Source organism: Vagococcus sp. WN89Y (assembly GCF_052220145.1).
In the GTDB taxonomy this organism is placed as follows: Bacteria; Pseudomonadota; Gammaproteobacteria; order Enterobacterales; family Enterobacteriaceae; genus Kosakonia.
In genome coordinates, this window is sequence record NZ_JBQPOM010000069.1 from 95,514 (window position 1) to 119,316 (window position 23,803).

Genomic DNA, 23,803 nt, shown 5'->3' on the forward strand with positions numbered 1-23,803 from the left:
GTTAATCTATTCAGGTTATAATCGTGTCTTAGCAACGCAGCTGTATTATGAAAGAAGGTATCTATGGGTGAGATTAGTATTACCAAACTGCTGGTAGTGGCCGCACTGGTTGTTCTGCTGTTTGGAACCAAAAAATTGCGTACACTCGGCGGTGACCTGGGCGCAGCCATCAAAGGCTTCAAAAAAGCCATGAATAATGATGATGACGCAGGCGCGAAGAAAAACATCGACGGCGAAATCACGGCTGAGAAACTCTCTCACAAAGAGTAACCGCGCTGCGACAGGCGAAAAAAAACCGGCTAAATGCCGGTTTTTTTGTCTGCTTTGTAAGCAGGTATTACTTCACTTCGATACCTTTGGCCTGCAAATCGGCATGGTAAGAAGAGCGAACAAACGGGCCACAGGCCGCGTGGGTAAAGCCCATCGCCAGCGCTTCTTCTTTCATCTCGTCAAATTCGTCCGGGCTGACGTAGCGCTGTACCGGCAGGTGGTGACGGCTTGGCTGCAAGTACTGGCCAAGCGTTAGCATCGTTACGCCGTGGCGGCGCAGATCGCGCATCACTTCAATGATTTCCGCATTCGTTTCACCCAGACCGACCATCAGACCTGATTTGGTTGGGATTTCCGGGTGCGCTTCTTTAAAGCGCTCCAGCAGCTTCAGCGACCAATTATAATCAGCGCCCGGGCGAACCTGGCGGTAAACACGCGGTACGTTTTCCAGGTTGTGGTTAAACACGTCTGGCGGCGTTGCGGTGAGGATATCAAGCGCTCTGTCCATACGGCCACGGAAGTCAGGAACCAGCGTTTCGATTTTAATCGTCGGATTTTTTTCGCGAATAGCCGTAATACAGTCGGCAAAGTGCTGAGCGCCGCCATCGCGCAGGTCGTCGCGGTCCACAGACGTTATCACGACATAACGCAGCGCCATATCAGCGATGGTCTGCGCCAGTTTCTGCGGTTCGTTAGCATCCGGCGCAACCGGGCGCCCGTGCGCCACGTCACAGAACGGGCAGCGGCGCGTGCAGATTGCGCCGAGGATCATAAAGGTCGCCGTGCCGTGATTGAAACACTCTGCGAGGTTAGGGCAGGATGCTTCTTCGCACACTGAGTGCAGCCCGTTCTTGCGCATGGCGGCTTTAATTCCCTGAATACGGGTCGAGTCAGCCGGGAGTTTGATCTTCATCCATTCCGGCTTTCTTAACAGAGCCTCGCGCTCTGTTACCACGTTTTTAACCGGGATAAGAGCCATTTTATCGGCATCGCGGTACTTAACACCGCGTTCCATCACAATGGGTTTACTCATAGCGTGCGTGTTCCAGTTGCGGGTAACGTATCAGGCAATTCAATTCAATGTTGTATCTATCAACTATTTTTGAATCAGACTATGCGCAGTATACCATTACCAGGCGGCAGAAAGCAGCCTGGCAACCGGGCAAATTGTAAAATAGTTGTTGATTTGTGCAAATTGCCCAGGGGAGGAGCGTACAGAGGCCCGGTGCAGGTAAGACTTAAAAAGCGCGATGGATAACGTTAATCACGTTTTCCAGTACGGGGTCGCGCAGGCTTAATTTATTGTAATACAAGCAAATGTCCAGCGTTTCGCTGCTGACAGGGGTAAAATCCACTTCGACCAGCGGCCAGCTGGCGCTGAAGGTTTTGAAAAAACGCGCGGGCACAATCCCCAGCAAATCACTGTTACCAATCAGTGCTGCAATGGTGAACATATTGTAGCTGGTGAAACTGACCTGCCGTTCCGGGAAGATATCCTGCATGCGCTGGCGCAGGCTACTTAAGTTTTGCCCTTCCAGCATCAGCAACGCGTGCTCATACTGCTGTAACACTTCGCTATTAATTGCTCCCTCCAGACAAGGATGGCCTTTGCGGCAAACCAGCATCAGGCGATCGCTATAGAGCACATGATGGCTCAGCGTGCGCGAAGTGGGAATATGGGTATCGATAATTAAGTCGGTCTGAAATTGGCTCAGCTGGCTTTCCACATCATTGACCTGAATATTGCGCATCATTAAATGCGGCGCGCTCTCTTTTATCGCCTGGTAGACCACGGGAACGACCAGCGCGCCCAGCGAAGGGGGCGTCCCGATAGTGATCGTTCGCTGCTTATCATAGCTGCCGGTAAGATCCAGCGCGCCGAGAATAGACTCCAGCCCCTGGCTTATATATTCGTGCAAATGTGAAGCATACGCCGTTGGCGTCACGCCCTGTCCTTTACGAATAAAAAGGGGATCGGGAAATATTGAGCGTAATTTCTGAATTGACTGACTAATAGCAGAAGGCGTGAGATTGAGCACTTTTGCCGCGTTGACAATCCCTTTGTGGACATATACAGCCTCAAAAATCGTCAATAAGTTAAGATCAATATTACGCAGCGTTCGGAAGATTTGCGGCTTATCATCATCAGGACGCCGGGTTATTCGCTTTTCCGGCAGTTTATTATTATCCACGCTAGTGCTCCATAATCATTTGCATTAAGAATGATAGTTGAATTTATTTTATTTAGTGATTGTTAATTTGAGTTAACATCCTGTCTCATACCATCATTACGTAGATTTTTCATCGCGATGCCGGACTATGCACTCAAAAAATGCCTGGACAAAAGCACAATGGCGACGTTCTGAAAAACATCAAAAAAGCTTATTAATCAGAACAAGGCAGGTAGCTTGAAAATAGAGAATATGGCTTCTGTTGTAAAGCGCTAACCGGGCAAATAAATAAGACCCGCACGAAATGCGGGCCACAATACAGAGTATATTAAGCATCCATATATTTATGTGCTGGATTGTTTAGTAGCGCTAAAAATTCCTGGATAAGAATTGTCCGAACGCTGTCAACAGATACGGGGCTGATAAGCTGGCTGACCTGTGTCATTTTCATCCCTGCATAACCGCAGGGGTTGATACGCATAAAGGGCGCAAGATCCATCGCAATGTTTAGCGCCAGGCCATGAAACGAGCACCCTTTACGAATGCGTAAACCCAGCGAGCAGATTTTCTCGCCTGCAACATAGACACCCGGCGCATCTGCACGCGCCTGCGCGGTGATGCCAAGCGTTGCCAGCGTATTGATGACTGAATTTTCCAGCAGAGTCACCAGCTCACGCACACCCACCTTACGCCGTTTAAGGTTAATCAGAACATACATAACCTGCTGACCCGGCCCGTGATAAGTCACCTGGCCGCCGCGATCGCTTTGCACCACGGGAATATCGCCTGGTGCCAGCACATGCTCGGCTTTACCGGCCTGGCCCTGGGTAAAAACAGGGAAATGCTCCACCAGCCAGATTTCATCGGGGGTGGTATCGTCGCGCGTATCGGTAAATTCATGCATTGCCCTGGACACGGGCTCGTAGGGCTGTAAGCCCAGGTTGCGAATGAGGATTGTATCCTGAGACAAAACGGCATCTCCGGGGGAGAAAAGAGTGCGGGGAGTATATCACAGAAACGCTACCTGAATGGCTCAGGTAGCATCTTTAACAATTACAGCACCATACGAACAATTTCGATGTTGCCAAGCTCTTCATACAGCGTTTCAACTTGCTCAATGTGCGTTGCGTTGATGGTAATAGATACCGAATGGTAATTACCTTTGCTGCTCGGTTTTACTTGTGGAGAGTAATCACCGGGCGCATGGCGCTGTACCACTTCCACCACCAGATCAACCAGCTCAGGTTTCGCCAGGCCCATTACTTTGTAAGTAAAAGGGGTAGGGAATTCAAGCAGTTCTTTGAGATTGGTTTTCATTTCAGCTCCGGTGTAAAAAATAACAACTCCTGCCGCGAAGGGCAGGAGTTTTCAGGATAAACAGTATATGGGGGCAGAAATCACACTTTCAAGTGTTCAATTATTAGCCAAACCAGTGATGGAACATCAATTTAATGTAATCAATGATTTTGCCGAAGAAATTACCTTCCTGAATTTCTTCTAATACCACCAGCGGGCGCTGTTCAATCGTTTTGCCGTCCAGCTGGAAGTTGATGGTGCCCACCACCTGATTTTTTTGCAGCGGCGCATGCAGTTCGCTGGTATTCAGCACGTAGCTGGCTTTCAGATCTTTCATGCGACCGCGAGGAATGGTCAGGTAGACGTCTTTATCCACGCCAAGCGATGCGCGATCGCTGTCGCCGAACCATGCCGGTTCAGAGGCAAACTCTTTACCTGCTTTCAGCGGACTAACGGTTTCGAAGAAACGAAAGCCCCAGGTCAGTAATTTTTTGCTTTCGGCCTCACGGCCTTTAAAGGTGCGACCGCCCATCACCGCAGAGATAAGGCGCATCTGACCTTCGGTTGCCGACGCCACCAGGTTGTAACCGGCTTTGTCTGTATGGCCGGTTTTGATACCGTCCACATTCAGGCTGTTGTCCCACAGCAGGCCGTTACGGTTGGTCTGGCGGATACCGTTAAAGGTGAACTCTTTTTCTTTATAGATAGCGTATTCGTTCGGCACGTCGCGGATCAGCGCCTGGCCAATCAGCGCCATATCCCGCGCGGAGCTGTACTGACCGTCAGCATCAAGACCATGCACGGTCTGAAAATGCGTATTCTTCAGGCCGAGCGCGTTAACGTAGCTGTTCATCAGGCCAACAAACGAGTCCTGGCTACCGGCGACATAATCGGCCATCGCTACACAGGCGTCGTTACCGGACTGGAGGTTGATACCGCGAACCAGTTGCGAAACCGGCACCTGCATACCTGGCTTGAGGAACATCAGCGACGAGCCACGGAACACCGGGTTACCGGTTGCCCAGGCGTCAGTACCGATGGTGACCAGATCGCTGTCTTTGAATTTGCCTGCTTTCATTGCCTGGCCGATAACGTAGCTGGTCATCATCTTGGTCAGGCTTGCCGGATCGCGACGTGCGTCGGCATTTTGTTCCGCCAGCACTTTACCGGAGTTGTAATCAATCAGGATATACGACTCCGCATCGATCTGCGGAACGCCTGGGATCATGGTTTTAATGTTCAGGTCATCGGCGTGAGCAGCGCTAAGCGAGGCTGCAGTCAGCGCCGTGGTGAGCGCAAGGCGCTGCACAAAACGAGCGGAGAAAGTGGTCTTCATGGTCGAACAACGACATCCGTGATGGAGTTAAAAAAGTGCTTAACTATAGCAAAAGCTATATCAGCAGGCATCTGACTTTCCGCATGACTTTGTGAATCATACTGACATAAATTGACAAAGCCAGACACCTTACCCGATTACTGCGCGTGAGTGATAAACGATTGCAGCTGCGCCTCATTTTGTAAACGCTGCTGCAACGCGCTGGCCTCAGCTTTGTTACTGAATGGCCCTAACTGAACGCGCCAGACCGCACCGTTTTGCGTCACTCGCCCCGGTACGGAAAACTGCTGCGCAAGGCGCTGCTGGTATTGCTGCGCGCGCGTCTGATCGCTTACCGCGCCAACCTGCACCATATAGCTGCCGCTGGCGGCGGCCGGTGCGTTGCTGGCAGGTGCCGGTGAACCGCTGCCCTGCGTAGAACCCGGCGCGGTAACCGGCGATGCGTAGGTTGCTGGCGCTGCGTTCTGCGCGGCGGGCGTTGCTGCCGGAGCCGCGGCTGGCGCTGGCTGTGCTGGCGTTTCGCTGCTCTCCAGCACGCCGGTGGCAAGCGGTGTCTGCGCACCGAGGAAGCCACCAGCGCTGACCGGCGCGCCGGAGGTATCGTCGCTTTTCAGCGTACCATTACTGATAGGCTGAATGGCTCCCTGCGGCTGAACAGGCGCAGGGGCCGACGATACGCTGCCCATCCCGCCGCTCAAATCCGGGCGAGCTGGCAGCACGTAGGTTTGCTGTGCGACGGTGGTGCAGGCCATACCGGGGCCGGAGAGCGAACCATCCTGCGCAACGATAATCGGATCGATGCGCACTTTGGTGTTATTCGACGTGTTCAGGCGATCGGCGGCGGCGCGTGAAAGGGAGATAACGCGGTCGTTACCGTAGGGGCCGCGATCGTTAATGCGCACGACAATCATGCGGCCATTCGCCAGGTTGGTGATGCGCGCGTAGCTCGGAATGGGCAGCGTTGGATGCGCAGCGCTAAGCTGCATAGGATCGAACGCTTCGCCAGAGGCGGTCAGGTTGCTGCCCGGTTCGGCGTCATAAATTGCCGCAAGACCCGCCTGGCTAAAGCGCGAAGGGTCCTGCACAATTTTGTAGCTTTTGCCATCGCGCTGATAATCCTGATTGGCCGTGGCAACGGGCTGCTCAAAACGCGGCTCCGCTCCACTGATTTCAACGACCGGACCGTTACAGACCGCCGGTTGCGGCGCAACGGTTGTTTGCTGCTGCCCACCCTCGTTTGTGCAGGCCGCCAGTAACCCTGCCGCTATGCAGATCCCAAGCCAACGCATTTGCATTGCGCACCTCTTTATACGCTTTTTGACAACATTTTCCTGTGAGTATGGATCGACATCACGATACCAAACCCGGCCATCAGAACAATCAGGGCAGAGCCCCCGTAACTGACCAGCGGCAACGGTACGCCCACCACCGGCAGGATACCACTTACCATACCAATATTTACGAACACATAAACGAATAAAATCAACATCAAACCACCGGCCATGACCCGGCCAAACGTGGTCTGCGCGTGGGCGGCTATCCACAATCCACGCATGATCAGCAGCACATACAGCGCCAGCAAAATCAGAATTCCCACCAGCCCCAGCTCCTCTGCCAGTACGGCAAAGATAAAGTCCGTATGGCGCTCGGGCAGAAACTCCAGCTGCGACTGCGTACCGTGCAGCCAGCCTTTTCCGCTCAGGCCGCCGGAGCCGATAGCAATTTTCGACTGGATAATATGATAGCCCGCGCCCAGCGGATCGGTTTCCGGATCCAGAAGCATCATCACGCGCTGGCGCTGATAATCATGCATCAGGAAAAACCACAGAATAGGAATGAACGCCGCCAATAACAGCGCCGCGATGCCAATCAGACGCCAGCTCAGGCCGGAAAGAAACAGCACAAATAGCCCGGAAAGCGCGACCAGAATGGAGGTGCCGAGATCGGGCTGCGCGGCGACCAGCAGCGTAGGGACAAAAATCAGCACCAGCGCAATGGCGGTATTTTTCAGCGACGGCGGGCAAACATCACGGTTAATAAAGCGGGCCACCATGAGCGGCACGGCAATTTTCGCAATTTCCGAGGGCTGAAAACGCACCACGCCAAGGTCAAGCCAGCGCTGAGCACCCTTCGAGATGGCGCCAAACGCATCCACGGCAATCAGCAAAATCACGCAAAAGATATAGAGATAGGGCGCCCAGCCTTCATAGATGCGCGGCGGCACCTGGGCCAGCACCACCATCACAATCAGCCCCATGGTTATCTGGCCGATTTTACGCTCGGTCATACCGATGTCCTGGCCGCTGGCGCTCCAGATAACCAGCGCGCTGTAAACCAGCAGCGCGAGGATTATCAGCATCAGGGTTGGGTCGATATGGAGTTTGTCCCAGAACGATTTTTTATTCGGATTATCCGTCATATTAGTGGTCCTCCGCCGCAGCCGTTGCCGGGTTTTCCGCCGGTAGCTCGGTGTTGTTGTCGCCCAGCATAATGTGGTCAAGGATCTGACGCATAATGGTCCCGACGGCCGGACCGGCGCCGCCGTTTTCTAAAATTATCGCAACAGCAACCTGTGGATTGTCATACGGCGCGAATGCGGTCATCAATTTATGGTCGCGCAGGCGCTCAGCAATACGGTGCGCGTTATAGGTTTCGTTCGCCTTCAGACCAAAGACCTGGGCGGTACCGGACTTCGCGGCGACTTTATACGGTGCACTGGCGAAGTATTTGTGGCCGGTACCGTTGGCGCGGTTCGCCACGCCGTACATACCGTCTTTGGCAATTTCCCAGTAACCGGAATGGATGTCGCCAACCGGCGGCTGCGTGGGCTGTTTCCACGGGACTTGCTTGCCATTCTCAGCGGTACTCATCAACAAATGCGGCACTTTGACGACGCCATCGTTAATCAGGATCATCATCGCTTTGTTCATTTGCAGCGGCGTTGCCGTCCAGTAACCCTGACCGATGCCCACCGGGATGGTGTCGCCCTGATACCAGGGTTTCTTAAAGCGTTTGAGCTTCCATTCGCGGGTCGGCATATTACCGGAGCGCTCTTCCGACAGATCAATACCGGTGTACTGGCCGTAGCCAAATTTGCTCATCCATGCGGAAAGCCGGTCGATTCCCATGTCATAGGCGACCTGGTAGAAGAAGGTGTCCGCAGACTCCTCCAGCGATTTGGTCACATTCAGGTGGCCGTGGCCCCATTTTTTCCAGTCGCGATAACGTTTTTCAGAGCCGGGGAGCTGCCACCAGCCGGGATCGAACAGGCTGGTATTGCGCGTGATCACCCCGGCGCTCAGGGCAGAAACCGCGACATAAGGTTTCACGGTAGAGGCGGGCGGGTAAACACCCTGCGTGGCGCGGTTAATCAGCGGCGTATTCGGGTCGTTAAGCAGCGCGGAATAATCTTTGCTGGAAATACCGTCCACAAACAGATTCGGATCGTAGCTCGGCGTAGAAACCAGCGCGAGAATACCGCCGGTGCGCGGATCGGTGACCACGACCGCCGCGCGGCTGCCGGTCAGCAGTGTTTCAATATACTGCTGCAATTTCAGATCCAGCGTCAGATAGATATCATGCCCTGCCTGCGGCGGTTGCTCTTTTAACTGACGAATGACGCGGCCACGGTTGTTGACTTCCACCTCTTCGTAGCCGGTCTGGCCGTGCAGCACATCTTCGTAATAGCGCTCGATGCCGAGCTTGCCGATATCATGCGTGGCGGCGTAGTTGGCGAGTTTGTCCTCTTTATCCAGCCGCTCGACATCTTTGTCGTTAATTTTAGAAACATAACCAATAACGTGGGTCAATGCCGAGCCATAAGGATAGAAGCGGCGTTTATAGCCTTTCACTTCCACGCCGGGAAAGCGGTACTGATTGACGGCAAAACGCGCGACCTGCACTTCGGTGAGGTTCGTTTTCACCGGAATAGAGGTGAAGCGGTGCGAGCGCGAGCGCTCTTTTTTAAAGTTAGCAATATCGTCGTCACTCAGGTCGACCACATCGCGCAGCGCGTCCAGCGTCTGCTGCACGTTATCGACCTTCTCCGGCATCATCTCAACCTGATAAATGGTGCGGTTGAGCGCCAGCGGCGTGCCGTTACGATCGTAGATAATGCCCCGGCTTGGCGGAATCGGCACCAGCTTGATACGGTTCTGGTTGGAGCGGGTCTGATAGTCCGCGTAGCGATTGATTTGCAGATTATAAAGGTTAGCGACAAGCACACCGGTCAGCAGCAAAATCACCGTAAAAGCGACCAGCGCCCGGCGCACAAACAGCGCGGACTCAGCCGTATAGTCGCGAAAAGAATTCTGTAATTTCATCCGCTGCTTAATCTACCCAGGACTCTGTTATTATTCACGATGATAAGGATGGTTCGTCGTAATGCTCCACGCGCGATACAAACTTTCGGCAACCAGCACGCGCACCAGCGGGTGAGGAAGCGTTAGCGCAGAGAGTGACCAACTTTGCTCAGCTGCCGCTTTACAGGCGGGGGATAACCCTTCCGGGCCGCCGATAAGCAGGCTGACATCGCGCCCGTCCTGCTTCCAGCGTTCCAGTTCACTTGCCAGTTGCGGCGTATCCCAGGGCTTGCCAGGGATATCAAGGGTGACGATACGGTTTTTGCCAGCCGCGGCCAGCATCAGTTCACCCTCTTTGTCGAGAATACGTTTAATATCCGCGTTTTTGCCGCGCTTTCCCGCAGGGATCTCTACCAGTTCAAACGGCATATCTTTCGGGAAGCGGCGCAGATACTCACTAAAACCTGTCTGTACCCAGTCCGGCATTTTTGTGCCCACGGCGACCAGTTGCAGCTTCACGCATTAACTCCAGAGCTTTTCCAGTTCGTACAGACGACGGCTCTCTTCCTGCATCACGTGGACCATCACATCGCCCAAATCAACAACGATCCAGTCGGCGGCGTTTTCGCCTTCCACGCCTAACGGCATCATGCCTGCGGCGCGGGATTCCTGAACCACGTGGTCCGCGATGGACATCACATGGCGGTTGGACGTGCCGGTACAGATAATCATACAGTCAGTGATACTGGATTTACCCTGAACGTCGATGGCGACGATATCCTGACCTTTCAGGTCATCAATTTTGTCGATTACAAAATCCTGGAGAGTTTTACCCTGCAAGTGTTCCCCCTGAGAGAGTGAAAAGTAGCGTGTTAACGAACGTCCCGGACAGTATGGTTGCCGGGATACAAGTGCTTCCTGCAGAAAGTGGGCTATCATCCCATCACGGCCGCACGTTTGCATTGCCAATTTTGTAAAACAATTTCTGCGCGCGGAGGATAGCAGTCTGTGAGGGGGTGTCAATCACCGAATCGCCCGGAAATATTATCCTTCGTCAGCGTGCCATATCGCGCGGCTGTTTAACACGCGCAGTGCGGCAAAACCATCCTCAATATCCAGCGCGCTCCAGCAGCCCTGATCCACGCGAAAATGCCACAATGATGCAGCAGACATGTTGAGCAAACGGGCTATCAACATACTGAGCACGCCCTGATGGCTGACCAGCAACACATGCTTGTAATCTCTTATATCGGCAAGCTGGTCAATAACTTGCTCCACTCGGGCGGAAAAAGCCGGAAAACCTTCGCCATTGGTCGGCACGGCGGTTTGCCAGTCGGTGCACCAGGCGGCGTAGCTTTCCGGGTCTTCGCGCGTCAGGTCGCGATGGTGGCGCATTTCCCAGTCGCCAAAAAACATCTCGTTGAGCAATGGGGAGGTGTGCTTTTCAAGCGTGCGCCCTTGCAGCACATAGTCAGCGGTTTGCTGCGCGCGCTCAAGTTCGCTGCACAGCACATAATCAAAGGGGACGTTTTGTAACAAATCGCGCAGGGTCTGCGCCTGGGCGATGCCCTTTGCCGTCAGGGGCGTGGGGGAGTGGCCGCTGTAAAGCCCGTCGACGTTCGCCTGGGTTTGCCCGTGGCGTATCAACCAAAGTCGCATCAGTGTCTCCTGTGTTGCTTTCTGCGCAAAGTTTATCATCGCCGCCGGGTTTACGCGTTTTTTTCGTTTAAGATAACCGTTTTTGCGCGGAGCAAAAGATGACACTGTTACACAGCGCACATGGCGGCAACACGCGTGAAGCCGCCGGGGTTCTCGGTATCGCGCCGGAAAATCTGCTCGATTTTAGTGCCAACATCAATCCGGCCGGTATGCCCGCTACACTTAGACACGCATTGCAAAATAGCTGGCAGCTTGCCGAGCGTTATCCCGATGTGGAGTATGCCAGCCTGTATCAAGCGCTGGCGCAACATCATCAGGTGCCTTCTTCCTGGCTGCTTGCCGGAAACGGTGAAACCGAAGCGATTTTCGCGCTCGTTGCTGCGCTTGCCCCGCGTAAAACCCTGCTGATTACGCCAGGTTTTGCCGAGTATCGCCGGGCGTTAGCGCTTGTCGGAAGCGATATTGTTGAGTTCCGTTTGCGCGAGGAAGATGGCTGGGCGCTTACCGATGCCCTGCTTGATGCGCTGACAGCGGATCTGGATTGCCTGTTTCTGTGCACGCCGAATAATCCTACCGGCCTGTTGCCTGACGAAGCGCTGCTTGAGGCGATTTCCCGGCGTTGTCAGGCGCTGGGCATTACGCTTGTGGTGGATGAAGCCTTTATGGATTTTATTACTGACCAGGCGGGAATGATCCCAACGCTTGCGGGCAATCCGCATCTGTGGGTGCTGCGTTCGCTGACCAAATTTTACGCCATCCCTGGCCTGCGGCTTGGCTACTTGCTCAGTAGCGATGAGGAAAATGTGGCGCGGATGCGCCGCAGGCAAATGCCGTGGTCAATTAACGCTTTTGCTGCGCTGGCGGGTGAAATCATTTTACAGGACCGCGATTATCAGCAGGCCAGTTTGCACTGGCTAGCGCAGGAGCGCCCCTGGCTGCTTGCGGCGCTGCAAGCGGTGCCGGGGTTAACCGTGTGGGAAGGACGGGCGAATTATCTCTTTTTCCGCTGCGATGCGCCGGGCGTAGAACTCCAGCGGGCGCTACTGCAACAGCATATTTTGATCCGTAGCTGTGCAAATTATCCGGGGCTGGATGAGCGCTATTATCGTGTTGCCGTGCGCAACCGGATCGAAAACGAAAGGCTGATTGCCGCGCTGGGCAAGGTGCTTAACGATATAAGCCGCGGGCGTTGATATACTCCAGCACGGCGCGGGGCAGCAGGTCGTCGCAGTTTTCTCCGCGCTCAAGGCGCTCGCGGATAAGCGTGGCGGAGATGTTGAACCACGGGGTTTCTGCGAGGTAAATTTTCCCGCCGGGCAGGGTATGCAGGGCTTCGACGCTGTCGGTAAGGTGCGCGTCGAGCCACTGCTGATGGGCAGCCTGCTCCATGGCGAGCGGGTAACCAGGGCGGCGGCAAACAATCAGGTGGCAGTTGTCGAGAATGGTTTCGTAGTGATGCCACGTAGGGAAGGTGAGCAGGGAGTCCTGGCCGATAATAAACGCCAGCGGGAGCTGCGGGCCTTGTTCTTCGCGCCATTCTTTGAGCGTCTGCGCGGTGTAAGAGGGTGTATCCCGGTGAAGTTCGCGCTCATCAAGGGTGAACAGCGGTTTGTCGGCAATGGCCAGTTCGACCATCTCTTTGCGCTGCTGGCTGTTGGCTTCCGGCTGCGGGCGATGCGGCGGCACATTGTTAGGCATGATGATCACCCGCGACAGGCCAATCAGGTTGGCCAGCGCTTCTACCGGTTTGAGATGCCCGTAATGGACAGGATCGAACGTACCGCCAAACAGTGCCTGTAACTGAGTCATATCAACCATCAATAAATACGTCTGCTAATGCCTTATGACAGAGTAGCAGAGAAAGCCCTTCAAGCTCGGCCCACACCGACTGACCATAATCCTGTTTAACCACCCGCTCTATACGGCTCAGCAAATGCACCGCCTGGCGTAGCTGATCGTGGCTCAGGCGATTAAGCGCCTCGGTGGTGGCCGCGCGGCGATTTTGCCATACACGGTGTTTATCAAACAGCGCGCGCAGCGGCGTATGCGCTGACTGGCGCTTAAGCGTTACCAGCAACAGCAGTTCACGCTGCACGGTACGCAGCAGGATCACCGGCTCACAGGCTTCCAGCCGTAGCTGGCTTAATATATGCAGGGCGCGTTTGCTTTTCCCTGCCAGCAGCGCGTCCACCCAATGGAACGGTGTAAAATGCGCGGCATCGTTCACCGCCTGCTCTACGCGGGGCAGGGTCAGTTTGCCATCCGGCCACAGTAATGCCAGCCGCTCCAGCGCCTGGGCCAGCGCCAGCAGATTGCCTTCATAGCAATAGCACAGCAGCTGGTTGGCCGCCTCATCCAGTTCCAGTTTTAGCTGTTTAGCGCGCGCCGCCACCCAGCGCGGCAGGTTTGCCTGCTCCGGCGTCTGGCAACTGACCTGCACGGCGCTGCTTAGCCGGGTCAACCAGGCCGCGTTTTCCTGCGCTTTGGTCAGCTTATTACCGCGCACAATAAGGATAATGTCCTCATGCAGCAGCGTAACGAGCTTTGCCAGCTGTTCATTCATGGCGGCGTTGGGGCCGTTTTCCGGAAGCTGTAACAGCAGCGTCTGACGACTGGCAAACAGGCTGAGCGCCTGGCAGACGGAAAATATCGCGTCCCAGTCAGTGCTGGCATCAAGGGTGAAGGTGTGGTGTTCAAGGAAATCCTGCGCTGCGGCGGCCTGGCGCACGGCGTCCTGACTTTCCTGCAACAGCAACGGATCGTTGCCAAGCAACAAATAGGCCGCGCGCAGCTCTTCATTAAGCTGCGCGCGGAGTTGTTCCGGATACAACCTGAGCATTATTTACCCGGCAGGCTGGAAAGGGAACTGTCGTTAGTATCAGCGATGACGTCCGGCGCGGCGGTTTTACTGTTTTCCGCAGCCTGCACACTTGGCAGTTTGCGGATCAGCTGATCGGCCGCTCTTTCGTACATCTCCTGAATGATCATCTCCTGCTCGGCGTCTTTCGCCAGCGCCGTTTGCGGGTTATCAAAGAACGAACGGTAAACCTTGGTGCTGATAGGGTAGATATCATGCCCCGGGATCAGTACGCTGGCGTTAACCGTCAGTATCATTTGATACTCCGCCGTGCGGCCATCCTGGAAGATGGACGCCGTATCGCTCACGAAGGAAACCCTGCCCAGACGCAGCGAAGGCACATCCTTACGCAGCGTGCTCTTATCCAGCAATGTGACGCCGTTAAGACGCAGCTGGTTGCGGATTGCACGGCTTAACGGACCATTCGGATCCCCGGAGTCGAAGATCATGGTTTTCATATTGTCCGGTACCTGCGTGGTATTACGCAGATGCCAGCCACACCCGGCGGTAACCAGTACCGCCAGTGATAACAGCAATGTTGCCAGATATCGCACGCTTCCTCCCGCGCTTAGCCAACGACCAGATTGAGCAGTTTACCCGGTACGTAAATCACTTTACGCACGGTAACGCCTTCAAGATATTTTGCTACCAGGTGTTCCTGGCCCGCGCGTTCGCGCACCTGTTCTTCGGTTGCATCAACCGGAACAGTGATTTTACCGCGCACTTTGCCGTTAACCTGCACGACGACAAGCGTGGTGTTCTCAACCATCGCCTGCTCATCCGCCACCGGCCACGGCGCGAGGTCGATATCTCCTTCGCCGCCCAGCTCCCGCCACAGCGTAAAGCTCAGGTGCGGGGTGAACGGGTTAAGCATACGTACCACGGCCATCAGGGCTTCCTGCATCAGCGCCCGATCCTGCTCGTCCGCCTGCGGCGCTTTCGCCAGTTTATTCATCAGCTCCATAATGGCGGCAATGGCGGTGTTGAAGGTCTGGCGGCGGCCAATGTCATCAGACACTTTCGCGATGGTTTTATGCACATCGCGGCGCAGCGCCTGCTGATCTTCGTTGAGCGCACCGACGTTCAGCGCGGCAACCGGGCCTTGCGCGGTATGTTCGTAAACCAGTTTCCAGACGCGTTTGAGGAAGCGGTTCGCGCCTTCCACGCCGGACTCCTGCCACTCAAGCGTCATATCCGCCGGGGACGCAAACATCATAAACAGACGCACGGTGTCCGCGCCGTAACGCTCGACCATCTCCTGCGGGTCGATACCGTTATTTTTCGACTTGGACATTTTGCTCATGCCGGTGTAGACCAGCTCATGGCCCGCCGCGTCTTTCGCTTTCACGATACGGCCTTTTTCATCACGCTCAACAATGGCATCTACCGGAGAGACCCAGTTGCGCTCGCCGTTTTCACCCACATAGTAGAACGCATCGGCCAGTACCATGCCCTGACACAGCAACTGCTTCGCTGGCTCGTCGGAGTTCACCATGCCCGCGTCGCGCATCAGTTTATGGAAGAAGCGGAAATAGAGCAGGTGCATAATGGCGTGTTCAATACCGCCAATATAGATATCCACCGGCAGCCAGTAGTTGGCCGCTTTGGAATCCAGCATGCCTTCACTATACTGCGGGCAGGTGTAGCGCGCGTAATACCAGGAGGACTCCATAAAGGTGTCGAAGGTGTCGGTTTCACGCAGCGCAGGCTGGCCGTTAACGGTGGTTTTTGCCCACTCAGGATCGGCTTTGATAGGGCTGGTGATGCCATCCATCACCACATCTTCCGGCAGAATCACCGGCAGCTGATCTTCAGGCGTCGGGATGACGGTGCCGTCTTCCAGCGTCACCATCGGGATCGGTGCGCCCCAGTAACGCTGACGGGAGACGCCCCAGTCGCGCAGGCGGAAGTTCACTTTACGCTCGCCTACGCCTTTTTCCGCCAGTTTGTCGGCAATAGCGTTAAACGCGGCGGTAAAATCAAGGCCGTCGAACTCGCCAGAATTAAACAGGACGCCTTTTTCGGTCATCGCCTGGGCAGAAAGATCCGGCTCGCTGCCGTCTGCGTTAAGAATAACCGGTTTGATATTCAGCTGGTATTTGCTGGCGAACTCGTAGTCGCGCTGATCGTGCCCCGGAACCGCCATCACCGCGCCGGTGCCGTACTCCATCAGCACAAAGTTTGCCGCCCACACCGGGATAGCTTCTCCGGTCAGCGGATGGATAGCTTTCAGGCCCGTGTCGACGCCTTTTTTCTCCATCGTCGCCATATCGGCTTCGGCCACTTTGGTGTTACGGCATTCCGCGATGAAATCCGCCAGTTCAGGTTTGTTGGCTGCCGCCATCTGCGCCAGCGGATGTCCCGCCGCAACCGCAAGATAAGTGGCGCCCATAAAGGTGTCAGGACGGGTGGTATAAACGGTCAGCTTCTGATCGCTGCCCTGAACATCAAAGGTTATCTCTACCCCTTCAGAACGGCCAATCCAGTTGCGCTGCATGGTTTTAACCGTATCCGGCCAGTGATCGAGCTTATCCAGATCGTTAAGCAGTTCATCCGCATAGGCGGTGATTTTGATAAACCACTGCGGGATCTCTTTGCGCTCGACTTTGGTGTCGCAGCGCCAGCAGCAGCCGTCAATAACCTGCTCGTTCGCCAGCACGGTCTGATCGTTCGGGCACCAGTTCACCGCAGAGGTTTTTTTATAAACCAGCCCTTTTTTATAAAGTTCGGTAAAGAACTTCTGCTCCCAGCGGTAATATTCCGGCGTGCAGGTCGCCAGCTCGCGGCTCCAGTCGTAGCCGAAGCCCAGCATCTTGAGCTGGTTTTTCATATAGGCGATGTTGTCATACGTCCACGGCGCAGGTGCGGTGTTGTTTTTTACCGCGGCCCCTTCTGCCGGCAGACCAAATGCATCCCAGCCAATCGGTTGCAGCACGTTTTTACCGAGCATACGCTGATAGCGGGCAATGACATCGCCAATGGTGTAGTTGCGGACGTGGCCCATGTGTAGTCGGCCAGAAGGATAGGGGAGCATCGACAAGCAATAGTATTTCTCTTTGCTCTCGTCTTCGGTGACTTCGAATGTGCGCTTCTCTTCCCAGTGGCGCTGTACTTTGGATTCTATCTCTTCCGGGCGGTATTGCTCTTGCATGGCAGCCAGTAGTCCTGTTTATGCTACAGCTACAAATGTAGCCTGTTACGGGGGTTTTTCAGATGGCATAGCATAGCCCAAACGCCCGCCTCAAAACAGCCTTTGTGTGAGCGGTAAATGAAACAGGCGCAGCGTCTTGCCGGTAACTTTCGTCCTGTGTTGGTGAATTAACGGCTATTATTAGAGTGGGTTACTGAACCGGGAGGCGAAACGATGAACAAGGTTGCTCATTTTTACCGTGAACTGGTTGCCACGTTGACCGAACGCTTGCGCAACGGTGAACGCGATATTGACGCATTAGTTGAACAGGCGCGCGAGCGCGTCTCGCAGACCGGTGAGTTAACTCGCACGGAAATTGATGAATTGATGCGGGCTATTCGTCGCGATCTCGAAGAGTTCGCGCGCAGTTACAACGAAAGCCAGGAAGAGGTCACCGACAGCGTCTTTTTCCGCGTGATCAAAGAGAGTATCTGGCAAGAGCTGGCGGATATTACCGATAAAACGCAGCTGGAGTGGCGCGAGGTTTTTCAGGATCTTAACCATCATGGCGTGTACCACAGCGGCGAAGTGGTCGGGCTTGGGAATCTGGTGTGTGAGAAGTGCCATTTCCATCTGGCCATTTACACGCCGGATGTGCTGCCGCGCTGCCCAAAATGCGGCCACGATCAGTTCCAGCGTCGGCCTTTTGAGCCGTAAGTGGCAAAGCGCCTGCCCGTGATTGGGGCAGGCGCCTGGCTTTTAATGCAGGATTTTGGCGAGGAAATCCTTCGCACGTTCTGATTTCGGATTATCGAAAAACGCCTCTTTTTCCGAGTCCTCAACGATTTTGCCTTCATCCATAAAGATGACGCGGTTCGCCACTTTGCGGGCAAAGCCCATCTCGTGGGTCACCACCATCATGGTCATGCCTTCGTTTGCCAGCTCAACCATGACATCCAGCACTTCGTTGATCATTTCAGGATCAAGCGCGGAGGTGGGTTCGTCAAACAGCATCGCTACCGGGTCCATGCACAGGGCGCGGGCAATCGCCACACGCTGCTGCTGGCCGCCGGAAAGCTGGGCCGGAAACTTATTCGCATGGGCAGACAGACCGACGCGTTCCAGCAACTTCAACCCTTTTTCCCGCGCTGCCGCCTTGTCGCGCTTCAGCACTTTTACCTGCGCCAGCGTCAGGTTTTCGATTATCGACAGATGCGGAAACAGCTCAAAGTGCTGAAACACCATGCCAACGTGCGAGCGCAGCTCTGCCAGGTTCGTTTTCTTATCGTTCACTTTGGTGCCATTGACGACTATTTCGCCTTTTTGCACCGGTTCCAGGCCGTTTACCGTTTTGATAAGCGTGGATTTGCCGGAGCCGGACGGGCCGCAGACCACCACCACTTCGCCTTTTTTCACTTCCGTGGAGCAGTCGGTGAGCACCTGAAAGTGGCCATACCATTTAGAAACATTTTTCAGGGAAATCATTACACGGTCCTTTTCTTCAGCCAGCTGACCAACAGCGAAGCGCTGAGACTGATAACAAAATATACGGCGCCGGCAAACAGGATCATTTCGACCTGGGTGCCATCACGCTCACCAATAGTTGAAGCGGTACGGAAGAAATCCGCCAGGCTCAGGACATACACCAAAGAGGTGTCCTGGAACAGCACAATCCCCTGCGTTAACAGCAGCGGCACCATCGCCCGGAACGCCTGCGGCAAAATAATCAGCTTCATGGATTGCCAGTGCGTCATGCCGAGCGCCAGCGCTGCGCTGGACTGGCCACGGGAAATACTCTGTATCCCGGCGCGAATAATCTCTGAATAGTAAGCCGCTTCGAACATCGAAAAGGCGACCATCGCGGAAATCAGGCGGATATCCGTTTGCGGCGACAGCCCCAGTACGTTTTGTAAAAAGCCGGGGACAATCAGGTAAAACCACAACAGCACCATCACCAGCGGTATTGAGCGGAAAACGTTGACGTAAGCTTTTGCAAACCAGGCCAGCGGCGCAAAGCTCGACAGGCGCATCACCGCAAGCAGCGTGCCCCAGACAATCCCGACAATTATTGCGATAACGGTGATTTTTAGCGTAATCAGTAGCCCGGCGCCTAAATAGGGCAGGGAGGGGACGATTGAACTCCAGTCAAATTCATACATGGTTATTTGCCTCCCATATTGCCCGGCAGGCGAATTTTGCGTTCTACCAGGTTCATCACCAGCATAATGAAGGCGTTAATCAGCACATACGCGATGGTGATTGCCGTAAAGGATTCCCATGCATGGGCGGAATAATCGAGCAGCTTGCCCGCCTGCGCGGCCATATCCACCAGACCAATGGTGGAGGCGATGGCGGAGTTTTTCACCAGGTTCATCATTTCCGACGTCATCGGCGGCACGATAACGCGGTAGGCGTTGGGTAACAGCACATAGCGGTAGGCTTGCGGCAGCGTTAGCCCCATCGCCAACGCGGCATTCTTTTGCCCACGCGGCAGCGACTGAATGGCAGCACGCACCTGTTCGCACACGCGCGCGGCGGTAAACAGCCCCAGGCAAATCATTGACGAGAGGAAGAACTGAATATTCGGGTCCAGCTCTGCTTTAAACCACATGCCAATATCTTCAGGCAGCAGTTCCGGGACCACCAGATACCAGGTGAAGAACTGCACAATCAGCGGAACATTACGGAACAGTTCCACGTATAACGTACCGATGCCGGAAAGGAATCGATTGGGAACAGTACGCAGGATGCCAAACAGCGAGCCAACCAGAAAAGCGATTATCCAGGCGGTAATCGACAGCGCGATAGTGACCTGAAATCCGCTCCATAGCCAGCCAAGATAGGTGGTGTTGCCGAACGGGGCCTCTTGCAGGAATATTCCCCAGTTCCAGTCTATGGACATAAATCTACTCCGGAAAAAAAAGGGTAGCAGCGCTACCCTCGAAGATTGTTAGAAGAGCGAGTTTCACGCAGAGTGGGGAACGACCACTCAACGTATAGTCTGTCCGTGCTGCTTCGACAATCGAGAGGGCAGGTAAACCCGCCCCTAATGGTTTTAATTAGTTCAGAGCTTTATCATTGGGTTCTTTGAACAGCGTTTTCATATCGTCAGAGAGATCAAAGCTAAGGTTCATATTTTTCGGTGGAATAGGGTTTTTAAACCATTTATCAAATGATTTTTCCGCCTCGCCGGAGGACTGCACCTGAACAATGGTGTCATCCATCAGCTTTTTGAACTCCGGATCGTTTTTACGCAGCATACAACCGTAGGCTTCTTTCGACTGCGGCGTACCGACGATGTCCCAGTTGTCCGGTTTCTTCGCTTTTGCACGTTCACCGGCCAGCAGCGCATCATCCATCATAAAGGCCACGGCGCGGCCGCTTTCCAGCGTACGGAACGAGTCGCCATGATCTTTGGCGCTGATAATACGCATATCCATTTTCTTCTCGTCGTTGAGCTTATTAAGCAGAATTTCAGAGGTGGTACCGGAGGTGACAACGACCGCTTTGCCTTTCAGGTCAGCGAAATCTTTAATCGGGCCGCCTTTTTTCGTCAGCAAGCGCGTACCAACTACAAAGATAGTGTTGGAGAAGGCCGCTTGTTTCTGGCGCTCAACGTTATTGGTGGTGGAACCACACTCAAAATCGAAGGTGCCGTTTTGCAGCAGTGGAATACGGTTTTGCGAGGTGATGGGAATCAGCTTCACGGCCAGGTCAGGCTTGTTGAGCTTTTTCTTCACCGCTTCAACGATGGCGTTGGAGTAGTCCTGAGAGTAACCCACCACTTTTTGCGTGTTGTCGTAATAGGAGAACGGTACGGAAGATTCACGGTGGCCCACGACGATCACGCCATTTTTGGCAATTTTATCCAGCGTAGATTGTTGCGCTCCAGCGTCAGCAGGCTTTGCATCTTCTGCATGAACCAGCCCGGCTGACATACCCATCACCAGCATCGCGGCGGCGAGTTTTCGTAATTGCATATCCTGACTCCTCTATCGTCTGCGTCGAAGACGCTCAGATACATGTGATGTTTTTATGGTTGCTACTTTTGCGTGCAGTGTTGTGTATGTTTGTTAACATTTAGTCTGGCTTAATGTAAAGATTTTGCTGCGGTATTGTTTATTTTTGCGAGGCGCGCCGCACCGTTTTAAGGCAAAAATCTTTCAATGCACCAGGCTGGTGCGCTTAATGTCCCCTGCCGGTGCGACCGGGTTGCACTTAAGCGACTTCCATAGCTACAGGTTATTTAGTGCAAACCGCATGCCAGAATCAGGCGAAAAAGGAAAATTAAGCGGCAAAAAAAAGCCCCGTACAGACGGGGCGAAGAGAAGCGTCGTGTTAGCGGCGGCGCTGGCGCAGGCTCATCAGCAGCGCGGCGAAACCCATTAGCGCGGTGAGAACCCAGACCGGCCAGTTACCCATGCGGGCATAGGGAGTCAGCCCGCTGGTCGGCGTAACCTTGGTTGTCAGCACCTCGCGGGTAAACTGCGGCAGAATCGCCTGAACCTCGCCCTGCGGGCCTATCACCGCCGTGATGCCGTTATTGGTGCTACGCAATAATGGTCGCGCCAGCTCCAGCGCGCGCATCCGCGCCATCTGGAAATGTTGCCACGGGCCAATGGACTTCCCAAACCAGGCATCGTTCGAGATGGTCAGCAGAAAATCCGTGTCCGGGCGGAAATTATCCCGTACCTGCTCGCCAAGAATGATTTCGTAGCAAATCGCAGCCGTCAGTTTCAGGTTATGCGCCAGCAACTGCGGCTGCACGTACGGGCCACGGCTGAACGATGACATCGGCAGGTCAAAAAACGGTGCCAGCGGGCGCAGAATCGACTCCAGCGGTACAAACTCGCCAAACGGAACCAGGTGATTTTTGTTGTAACGGTTGTGCGACGCATAGCTGTACGGGTTATCTTTCCCCAGCGTAATGATGCTGTTGTAGGTATCGTAGCGGTTCTGCTTATTCAGCCGCGCATCAACGATACCGGTAATCAGCGTGCTGTTATGCTCGCGCAACAGGCCATCAAGCGAGCGTAAAAAACGCTGCTGATTGATTTCGAGGTCAGGAATAGCGGATTCCGGCCAGATAATCAGCTGCGATTTCCCAAGCTCCGGCTGCGTGCCATTGAGGTAAATATCCAGCGTGTTGCGAAGCTGGCCTTCGTCCCACTTTAGCGATTGCGGGATATTGCCCTGCACCAGCGACACCTGGGTTGCGCGCTCCGGCAGCAATTGATACCACTGGATATAACGCAGCGGGAAAGGCAGGGCAAACAGCACCACCGCCGCGACCAGAGGCCGCCAGTTGCGCGTCATCAGCGCCAGCACCAGCAGGCCGCTCACCGACATCAATAAAAAATTGATCGCTTCGACGCCCAGCACGGGCGCCAGACCTCGCAGCGGGCCGTCAATCTGGCTGTAGCCAAATTGCAGCCACGGGAAGCCGGTCAGCACCCAGCCGCGCAAAAACTCGCTGATTTGCCACACTACGGGAGCCGCAACGGCAACGCGCAGCCAGTGGGTTTTTGGCCACAGGCGCGAGAGCACCCCGGCAAAAAGCCCGGTATAGAGCGACAGATAAGCAGCAAGCAGCACCACGAGGAACACGTTGACCGGGCCTGGCATCCCGCCAAACTGCGCGATGCTGACGTAAACCCAGTTGATACCGCTGCCAAAAAGCCCCAGCCCCCAGAAGTAACCAATCCAGGCGGCCTGCAACGGGCGGCGGTTGAGCGTAAGCCCTTGCAGACCCATCAGCGAGAGAAGGGCGGCGGGCCAGATGTCATAAGGAGAAAAAGCCAGCGTTCCGCTGGCTCCGAACAGTAACGCCAGCAGCAGACGCACGCGCTGGCGCTCAAACAGTGGGGCAAATGCCATTTACATTACTCATCCAGTTTGGGTTGCGCAGAATCATCCGGCATTCTGACATGGACCTGAATAATACGTCGACTATCGGCCATTGCGACCTTGAATTGATAACCATCAATTTCAATGGTTTCGCCACGCGCCGGAAGATGACCGAACGCTTGCATTACCAGTCCACCGATGGTGTCCACTTCTTCATCGCTGAAATGGGTACCGAAGGTTTCGTTGAAATCTTCAATGGATGCCAGCGCACGTACGGTCCAGGTGTGGCGGCTCAACTGGCGGAAATCGATATCTTCTTCTTCGTCGTATTCGTCTTCGATTTCACCGACGATAAGTTCAAGAATATCTTCGATAGTGACCAGGCCTGAGACCCCACCAAACTCATCAATAACGATAGCCATATGGTAGCGCTGGGAACGGAACTCTTTAAGCATGCGGTCCACACGCTTGCTTTCCGGTACCACCACCGCCGGGCGTAACACTTTTTCCATGCTAAAAGCGTCGGCATCGCTGCGCATAAACGGCAGCAAATCCTTCGCCATCAAGATCCCTTCGATATGATCTTTGTCTTCGCTGATGACCGGAAAGCGCGAGTGGGCGGACTCGATAATGACATCGAGACATTCATCCAGCGTCTGGTTGCGTTTCAGGGTAATCATTTGCGAGCGGGGGATCATGATGTCGCGAACGCGTTGGTCCGCAATATCCATCACCCCTTCGAGCATGTCGCGCGTATCCTCGTCGATAAGCTCGTTCTGCCCGGAGTCGCGGATCAGCGCCAGTAAATCGTCACGGTTTTTCGGTTCGCCGTGAAAAATCTGGCTCAGTAAAAGGGAGAAAAATCCCTTCTTGCTGTTGGTGTTGTCACTACTGTGTGAGTTGTCGTCGCTCATGGCGTCGTGTGGGTTCTCATGT

24 protein-coding genes are annotated in these 23,803 nt (G+C 54.5%); 3 read left to right on the forward strand and 21 right to left on the reverse strand.

The genetic code is table 11. The features are described 5' to 3' along the window. The first annotated feature begins 63 nt into the window (after positions 1-63). Positions 64-270 (forward strand): twin-arginine translocase subunit TatE, encoded by a 207-nt coding sequence (tatE, locus tag ACTU3N_RS20530; protein WP_443087986.1) that lies wholly within the window; start codon positions 64-66, stop codon positions 268-270. Between the two features lie 67 nt (positions 271-337). Here tatE and lipA read toward each other — a convergent pair whose 3' ends face one another. The 11 genes from lipA to ACTU3N_RS20585 all read right to left on the reverse strand — a co-directional run bounded on the left by lipA (position 338) and on the right by ACTU3N_RS20585 (position 11,033). Then, complete coding sequence (gene lipA, locus ACTU3N_RS20535) at positions 338-1,303, reverse strand: lipoyl synthase (protein ID WP_443087987.1); 966 nt, start codon at positions 1,301-1,303, stop codon at positions 338-340. 205 nt (positions 1,304-1,508) lie between these two features. Further along, positions 1,509-2,462: a YbeF family transcriptional regulator gene (locus ACTU3N_RS20540; protein ID WP_443087988.1), complete on the reverse strand. Its 954-nt coding sequence runs from the start codon at positions 2,460-2,462 to the stop codon at positions 1,509-1,511. Positions 2,463-2,769: 307 nt separating this feature from the next. Next, positions 2,770-3,411 carry a lipoyl(octanoyl) transferase LipB gene (gene lipB / locus ACTU3N_RS20545; protein WP_443087989.1) on the reverse strand — a complete coding sequence of 214 codons (642 nt, stop codon included), beginning with the start codon at positions 3,409-3,411 and terminating at the stop codon, positions 2,770-2,772. An 83-nt stretch (positions 3,412-3,494) separates the two neighbouring features. Next, positions 3,495-3,758, reverse strand: coding sequence for a DUF493 family protein YbeD (gene ybeD / locus ACTU3N_RS20550; RefSeq protein ID WP_017455881.1), 264 nt, complete (start codon positions 3,756-3,758; stop codon positions 3,495-3,497). 103 nt (positions 3,759-3,861) lie between these two features. Further along, positions 3,862-5,073, reverse strand: coding sequence for a D-alanyl-D-alanine carboxypeptidase DacA (gene dacA / locus ACTU3N_RS20555; RefSeq protein WP_443087990.1), 1,212 nt, complete (start codon positions 5,071-5,073; stop codon positions 3,862-3,864). A 137-nt stretch (positions 5,074-5,210) separates the two neighbouring features. After that, positions 5,211-6,368 carry an endolytic peptidoglycan transglycosylase RlpA gene (gene rlpA / locus ACTU3N_RS20560; RefSeq protein WP_443087991.1) on the reverse strand — a complete coding sequence of 386 codons (1,158 nt, stop codon included), beginning with the start codon at positions 6,366-6,368 and terminating at the stop codon, positions 5,211-5,213. A gap of 11 nt (positions 6,369-6,379) precedes the next feature. Next, complete coding sequence (mrdB, locus tag ACTU3N_RS20565) at positions 6,380-7,492, reverse strand: peptidoglycan glycosyltransferase MrdB (RefSeq protein ID WP_443087992.1); 1,113 nt, start codon at positions 7,490-7,492, stop codon at positions 6,380-6,382. Position 7,493: 1 nt separating this feature from the next. Further along, positions 7,494-9,395: a peptidoglycan DD-transpeptidase MrdA gene (gene mrdA, locus ACTU3N_RS20570; RefSeq protein ID WP_443087993.1), complete on the reverse strand. Its 1,902-nt coding sequence runs from the start codon at positions 9,393-9,395 to the stop codon at positions 7,494-7,496. Positions 9,396-9,425: 30 nt separating this feature from the next. Next, a complete protein-coding gene (gene rlmH, locus ACTU3N_RS20575; protein ID WP_443087994.1) occupies positions 9,426-9,893 on the reverse strand; it encodes a 23S rRNA (pseudouridine(1915)-N(3))-methyltransferase RlmH in 468 nt (155 codons plus the stop codon). Between the two features lie 3 nt (positions 9,894-9,896). Then, positions 9,897-10,214, reverse strand: a complete 318-nt coding sequence (gene rsfS / locus ACTU3N_RS20580; protein ID WP_443087995.1) for a ribosome silencing factor — start codon at positions 10,212-10,214, stop codon at positions 9,897-9,899. 204 nt (positions 10,215-10,418) lie between these two features. Continuing rightward, a complete protein-coding gene (locus ACTU3N_RS20585) occupies positions 10,419-11,033 on the reverse strand; it encodes an adenosylcobalamin/alpha-ribazole phosphatase (RefSeq protein ID WP_443087996.1) in 615 nt (204 codons plus the stop codon). A gap of 98 nt (positions 11,034-11,131) precedes the next feature. Here ACTU3N_RS20585 and cobD point away from each other — a divergent pair, with 98 nt between their 5' ends. Then, positions 11,132-12,226, forward strand: coding sequence for a threonine-phosphate decarboxylase CobD (gene cobD / locus ACTU3N_RS20590; RefSeq protein ID WP_443087997.1), 1,095 nt, complete (start codon positions 11,132-11,134; stop codon positions 12,224-12,226). Here cobD and nadD read toward each other — a convergent pair. The 4 genes from nadD to leuS are packed head-to-tail and all read right to left on the reverse strand — an operon-like array spanning position 12,201 to position 17,041. Beyond that, positions 12,201-12,851: a nicotinate-nucleotide adenylyltransferase gene (nadD, locus tag ACTU3N_RS20595; RefSeq protein WP_443087998.1), complete on the reverse strand. Its 651-nt coding sequence runs from the start codon at positions 12,849-12,851 to the stop codon at positions 12,201-12,203. The two genes, cobD and nadD, sit on opposite strands and share 26 nt — an antisense overlap. After that, positions 12,844-13,872 (reverse strand): DNA polymerase III subunit delta, encoded by a 1,029-nt coding sequence (gene holA, locus ACTU3N_RS20600; RefSeq protein ID WP_443087999.1) that lies wholly within the window; start codon positions 13,870-13,872, stop codon positions 12,844-12,846. Before holA ends, nadD begins: the two co-directional genes overlap by 8 nt. Then, on the reverse strand, positions 13,872-14,444 hold the full coding sequence (lptE, locus tag ACTU3N_RS20605; protein ID WP_443088000.1) for an LPS assembly lipoprotein LptE: 573 nt from the start codon (positions 14,442-14,444) through the stop codon (positions 13,872-13,874). The genes holA and lptE overlap by 1 nt, the downstream gene beginning before the upstream one ends. 14 nt (positions 14,445-14,458) lie before the next feature. Further along, positions 14,459-17,041, reverse strand: a complete 2,583-nt coding sequence (gene leuS / locus ACTU3N_RS20610; RefSeq protein ID WP_443088001.1) for a leucine--tRNA ligase — start codon at positions 17,039-17,041, stop codon at positions 14,459-14,461. A 213-nt stretch (positions 17,042-17,254) separates the two neighbouring features. On the opposite strand from leuS, the gene ACTU3N_RS20615 reads away from it, so the two are divergent. Next, entirely contained in the window at positions 17,255-17,737 is a 483-nt protein-coding gene (locus tag ACTU3N_RS20615) for a zinc ribbon-containing protein (protein ID WP_443088002.1), read from the forward strand. Between the two features lie 42 nt (positions 17,738-17,779). Here ACTU3N_RS20615 and ACTU3N_RS20620 read toward each other — a convergent pair whose 3' ends face one another. From ACTU3N_RS20620 to corC, 6 genes are all read right to left on the reverse strand, one after another. Further along, the gene (locus ACTU3N_RS20620) at positions 17,780-18,505 is read right to left on the reverse strand and encodes an amino acid ABC transporter ATP-binding protein (RefSeq protein ID WP_443088003.1); all 726 of its coding nucleotides are present in this window, start codon (positions 18,503-18,505) and stop codon (positions 17,780-17,782) included. Beyond that, positions 18,505-19,179: a glutamate/aspartate ABC transporter permease GltK gene (gltK, locus tag ACTU3N_RS20625; RefSeq protein ID WP_443088004.1), complete on the reverse strand. Its 675-nt coding sequence runs from the start codon at positions 19,177-19,179 to the stop codon at positions 18,505-18,507. The genes ACTU3N_RS20620 and gltK overlap by 1 nt, the downstream gene beginning before the upstream one ends. A gap of 2 nt (positions 19,180-19,181) precedes the next feature. After that, the gene (gene gltJ / locus ACTU3N_RS20630) at positions 19,182-19,922 is read right to left on the reverse strand and encodes a glutamate/aspartate ABC transporter permease GltJ (RefSeq protein WP_443088005.1); all 741 of its coding nucleotides are present in this window, start codon (positions 19,920-19,922) and stop codon (positions 19,182-19,184) included. A 157-nt stretch (positions 19,923-20,079) separates the two neighbouring features. Next, positions 20,080-21,000 carry an amino acid ABC transporter substrate-binding protein gene (locus ACTU3N_RS20635; protein WP_443088006.1) on the reverse strand — a complete coding sequence of 307 codons (921 nt, stop codon included), beginning with the start codon at positions 20,998-21,000 and terminating at the stop codon, positions 20,080-20,082. A gap of 358 nt (positions 21,001-21,358) precedes the next feature. Next, positions 21,359-22,897, reverse strand: coding sequence for an apolipoprotein N-acyltransferase (lnt, locus tag ACTU3N_RS20640; RefSeq protein WP_443088007.1), 1,539 nt, complete (start codon positions 22,895-22,897; stop codon positions 21,359-21,361). Between the two features lie 5 nt (positions 22,898-22,902). Further along, on the reverse strand, positions 22,903-23,781 hold the full coding sequence (gene corC, locus ACTU3N_RS20645) for a CNNM family magnesium/cobalt transport protein CorC (RefSeq protein WP_443088008.1): 879 nt from the start codon (positions 23,779-23,781) through the stop codon (positions 22,903-22,905). Positions 23,782-23,803 lie beyond the last annotated feature (22 nt).

Coding starts and splice junctions, on each gene's coding strand:
- mrdB (WP_443087992.1), bottom strand. CDS start 7,492: ATGACGGATAATCCGAATAAAAAATCGTTCTGGGACAAACTCCATATC.
- ACTU3N_RS20585 (WP_443087996.1), bottom strand. CDS start 11,033: ATGCGACTTTGGTTGATACGCCACGGGCAAACCCAGGCGAACGTCGAC.
- rlpA (WP_443087991.1), bottom strand. CDS start 6,368: ATGCAAATGCGTTGGCTTGGGATCTGCATAGCGGCAGGGTTACTGGCG.
- nadD (WP_443087998.1), bottom strand. CDS start 12,851: ATGGTTGATATGACTCAGTTACAGGCACTGTTTGGCGGTACGTTCGAT.
- holA (WP_443087999.1), bottom strand. CDS start 13,872: ATGCTCAGGTTGTATCCGGAACAACTCCGCGCGCAGCTTAATGAAGAG.
- dacA (WP_443087990.1), bottom strand. CDS start 5,073: ATGAAGACCACTTTCTCCGCTCGTTTTGTGCAGCGCCTTGCGCTCACC.
- gltK (WP_443088004.1), bottom strand. CDS start 19,179: ATGTATGAATTTGACTGGAGTTCAATCGTCCCCTCCCTGCCCTATTTA.
- ACTU3N_RS20620 (WP_443088003.1), bottom strand. CDS start 18,505: ATGATTTCCCTGAAAAATGTTTCTAAATGGTATGGCCACTTTCAGGTG.
- gltJ (WP_443088005.1), bottom strand. CDS start 19,922: ATGTCCATAGACTGGAACTGGGGAATATTCCTGCAAGAGGCCCCGTTC.
- cobD (WP_443087997.1), top strand. CDS start 11,132: ATGACACTGTTACACAGCGCACATGGCGGCAACACGCGTGAAGCCGCC.
- mrdA (WP_443087993.1), bottom strand. CDS start 9,395: ATGAAATTACAGAATTCTTTTCGCGACTATACGGCTGAGTCCGCGCTG.
- tatE (WP_443087986.1), top strand. CDS start 64: ATGGGTGAGATTAGTATTACCAAACTGCTGGTAGTGGCCGCACTGGTT.
- ACTU3N_RS20615 (WP_443088002.1), top strand. CDS start 17,255: ATGAACAAGGTTGCTCATTTTTACCGTGAACTGGTTGCCACGTTGACC.
- corC (WP_443088008.1), bottom strand. CDS start 23,781: ATGAGCGACGACAACTCACACAGTAGTGACAACACCAACAGCAAGAAG.
- ybeD (WP_017455881.1), bottom strand. CDS start 3,758: ATGAAAACCAATCTCAAAGAACTGCTTGAATTCCCTACCCCTTTTACT.
- lnt (WP_443088007.1), bottom strand. CDS start 22,897: ATGGCATTTGCCCCACTGTTTGAGCGCCAGCGCGTGCGTCTGCTGCTG.
- leuS (WP_443088001.1), bottom strand. CDS start 17,041: ATGCAAGAGCAATACCGCCCGGAAGAGATAGAATCCAAAGTACAGCGC.
- lipA (WP_443087987.1), bottom strand. CDS start 1,303: ATGAGTAAACCCATTGTGATGGAACGCGGTGTTAAGTACCGCGATGCC.
- ACTU3N_RS20635 (WP_443088006.1), bottom strand. CDS start 21,000: ATGCAATTACGAAAACTCGCCGCCGCGATGCTGGTGATGGGTATGTCA.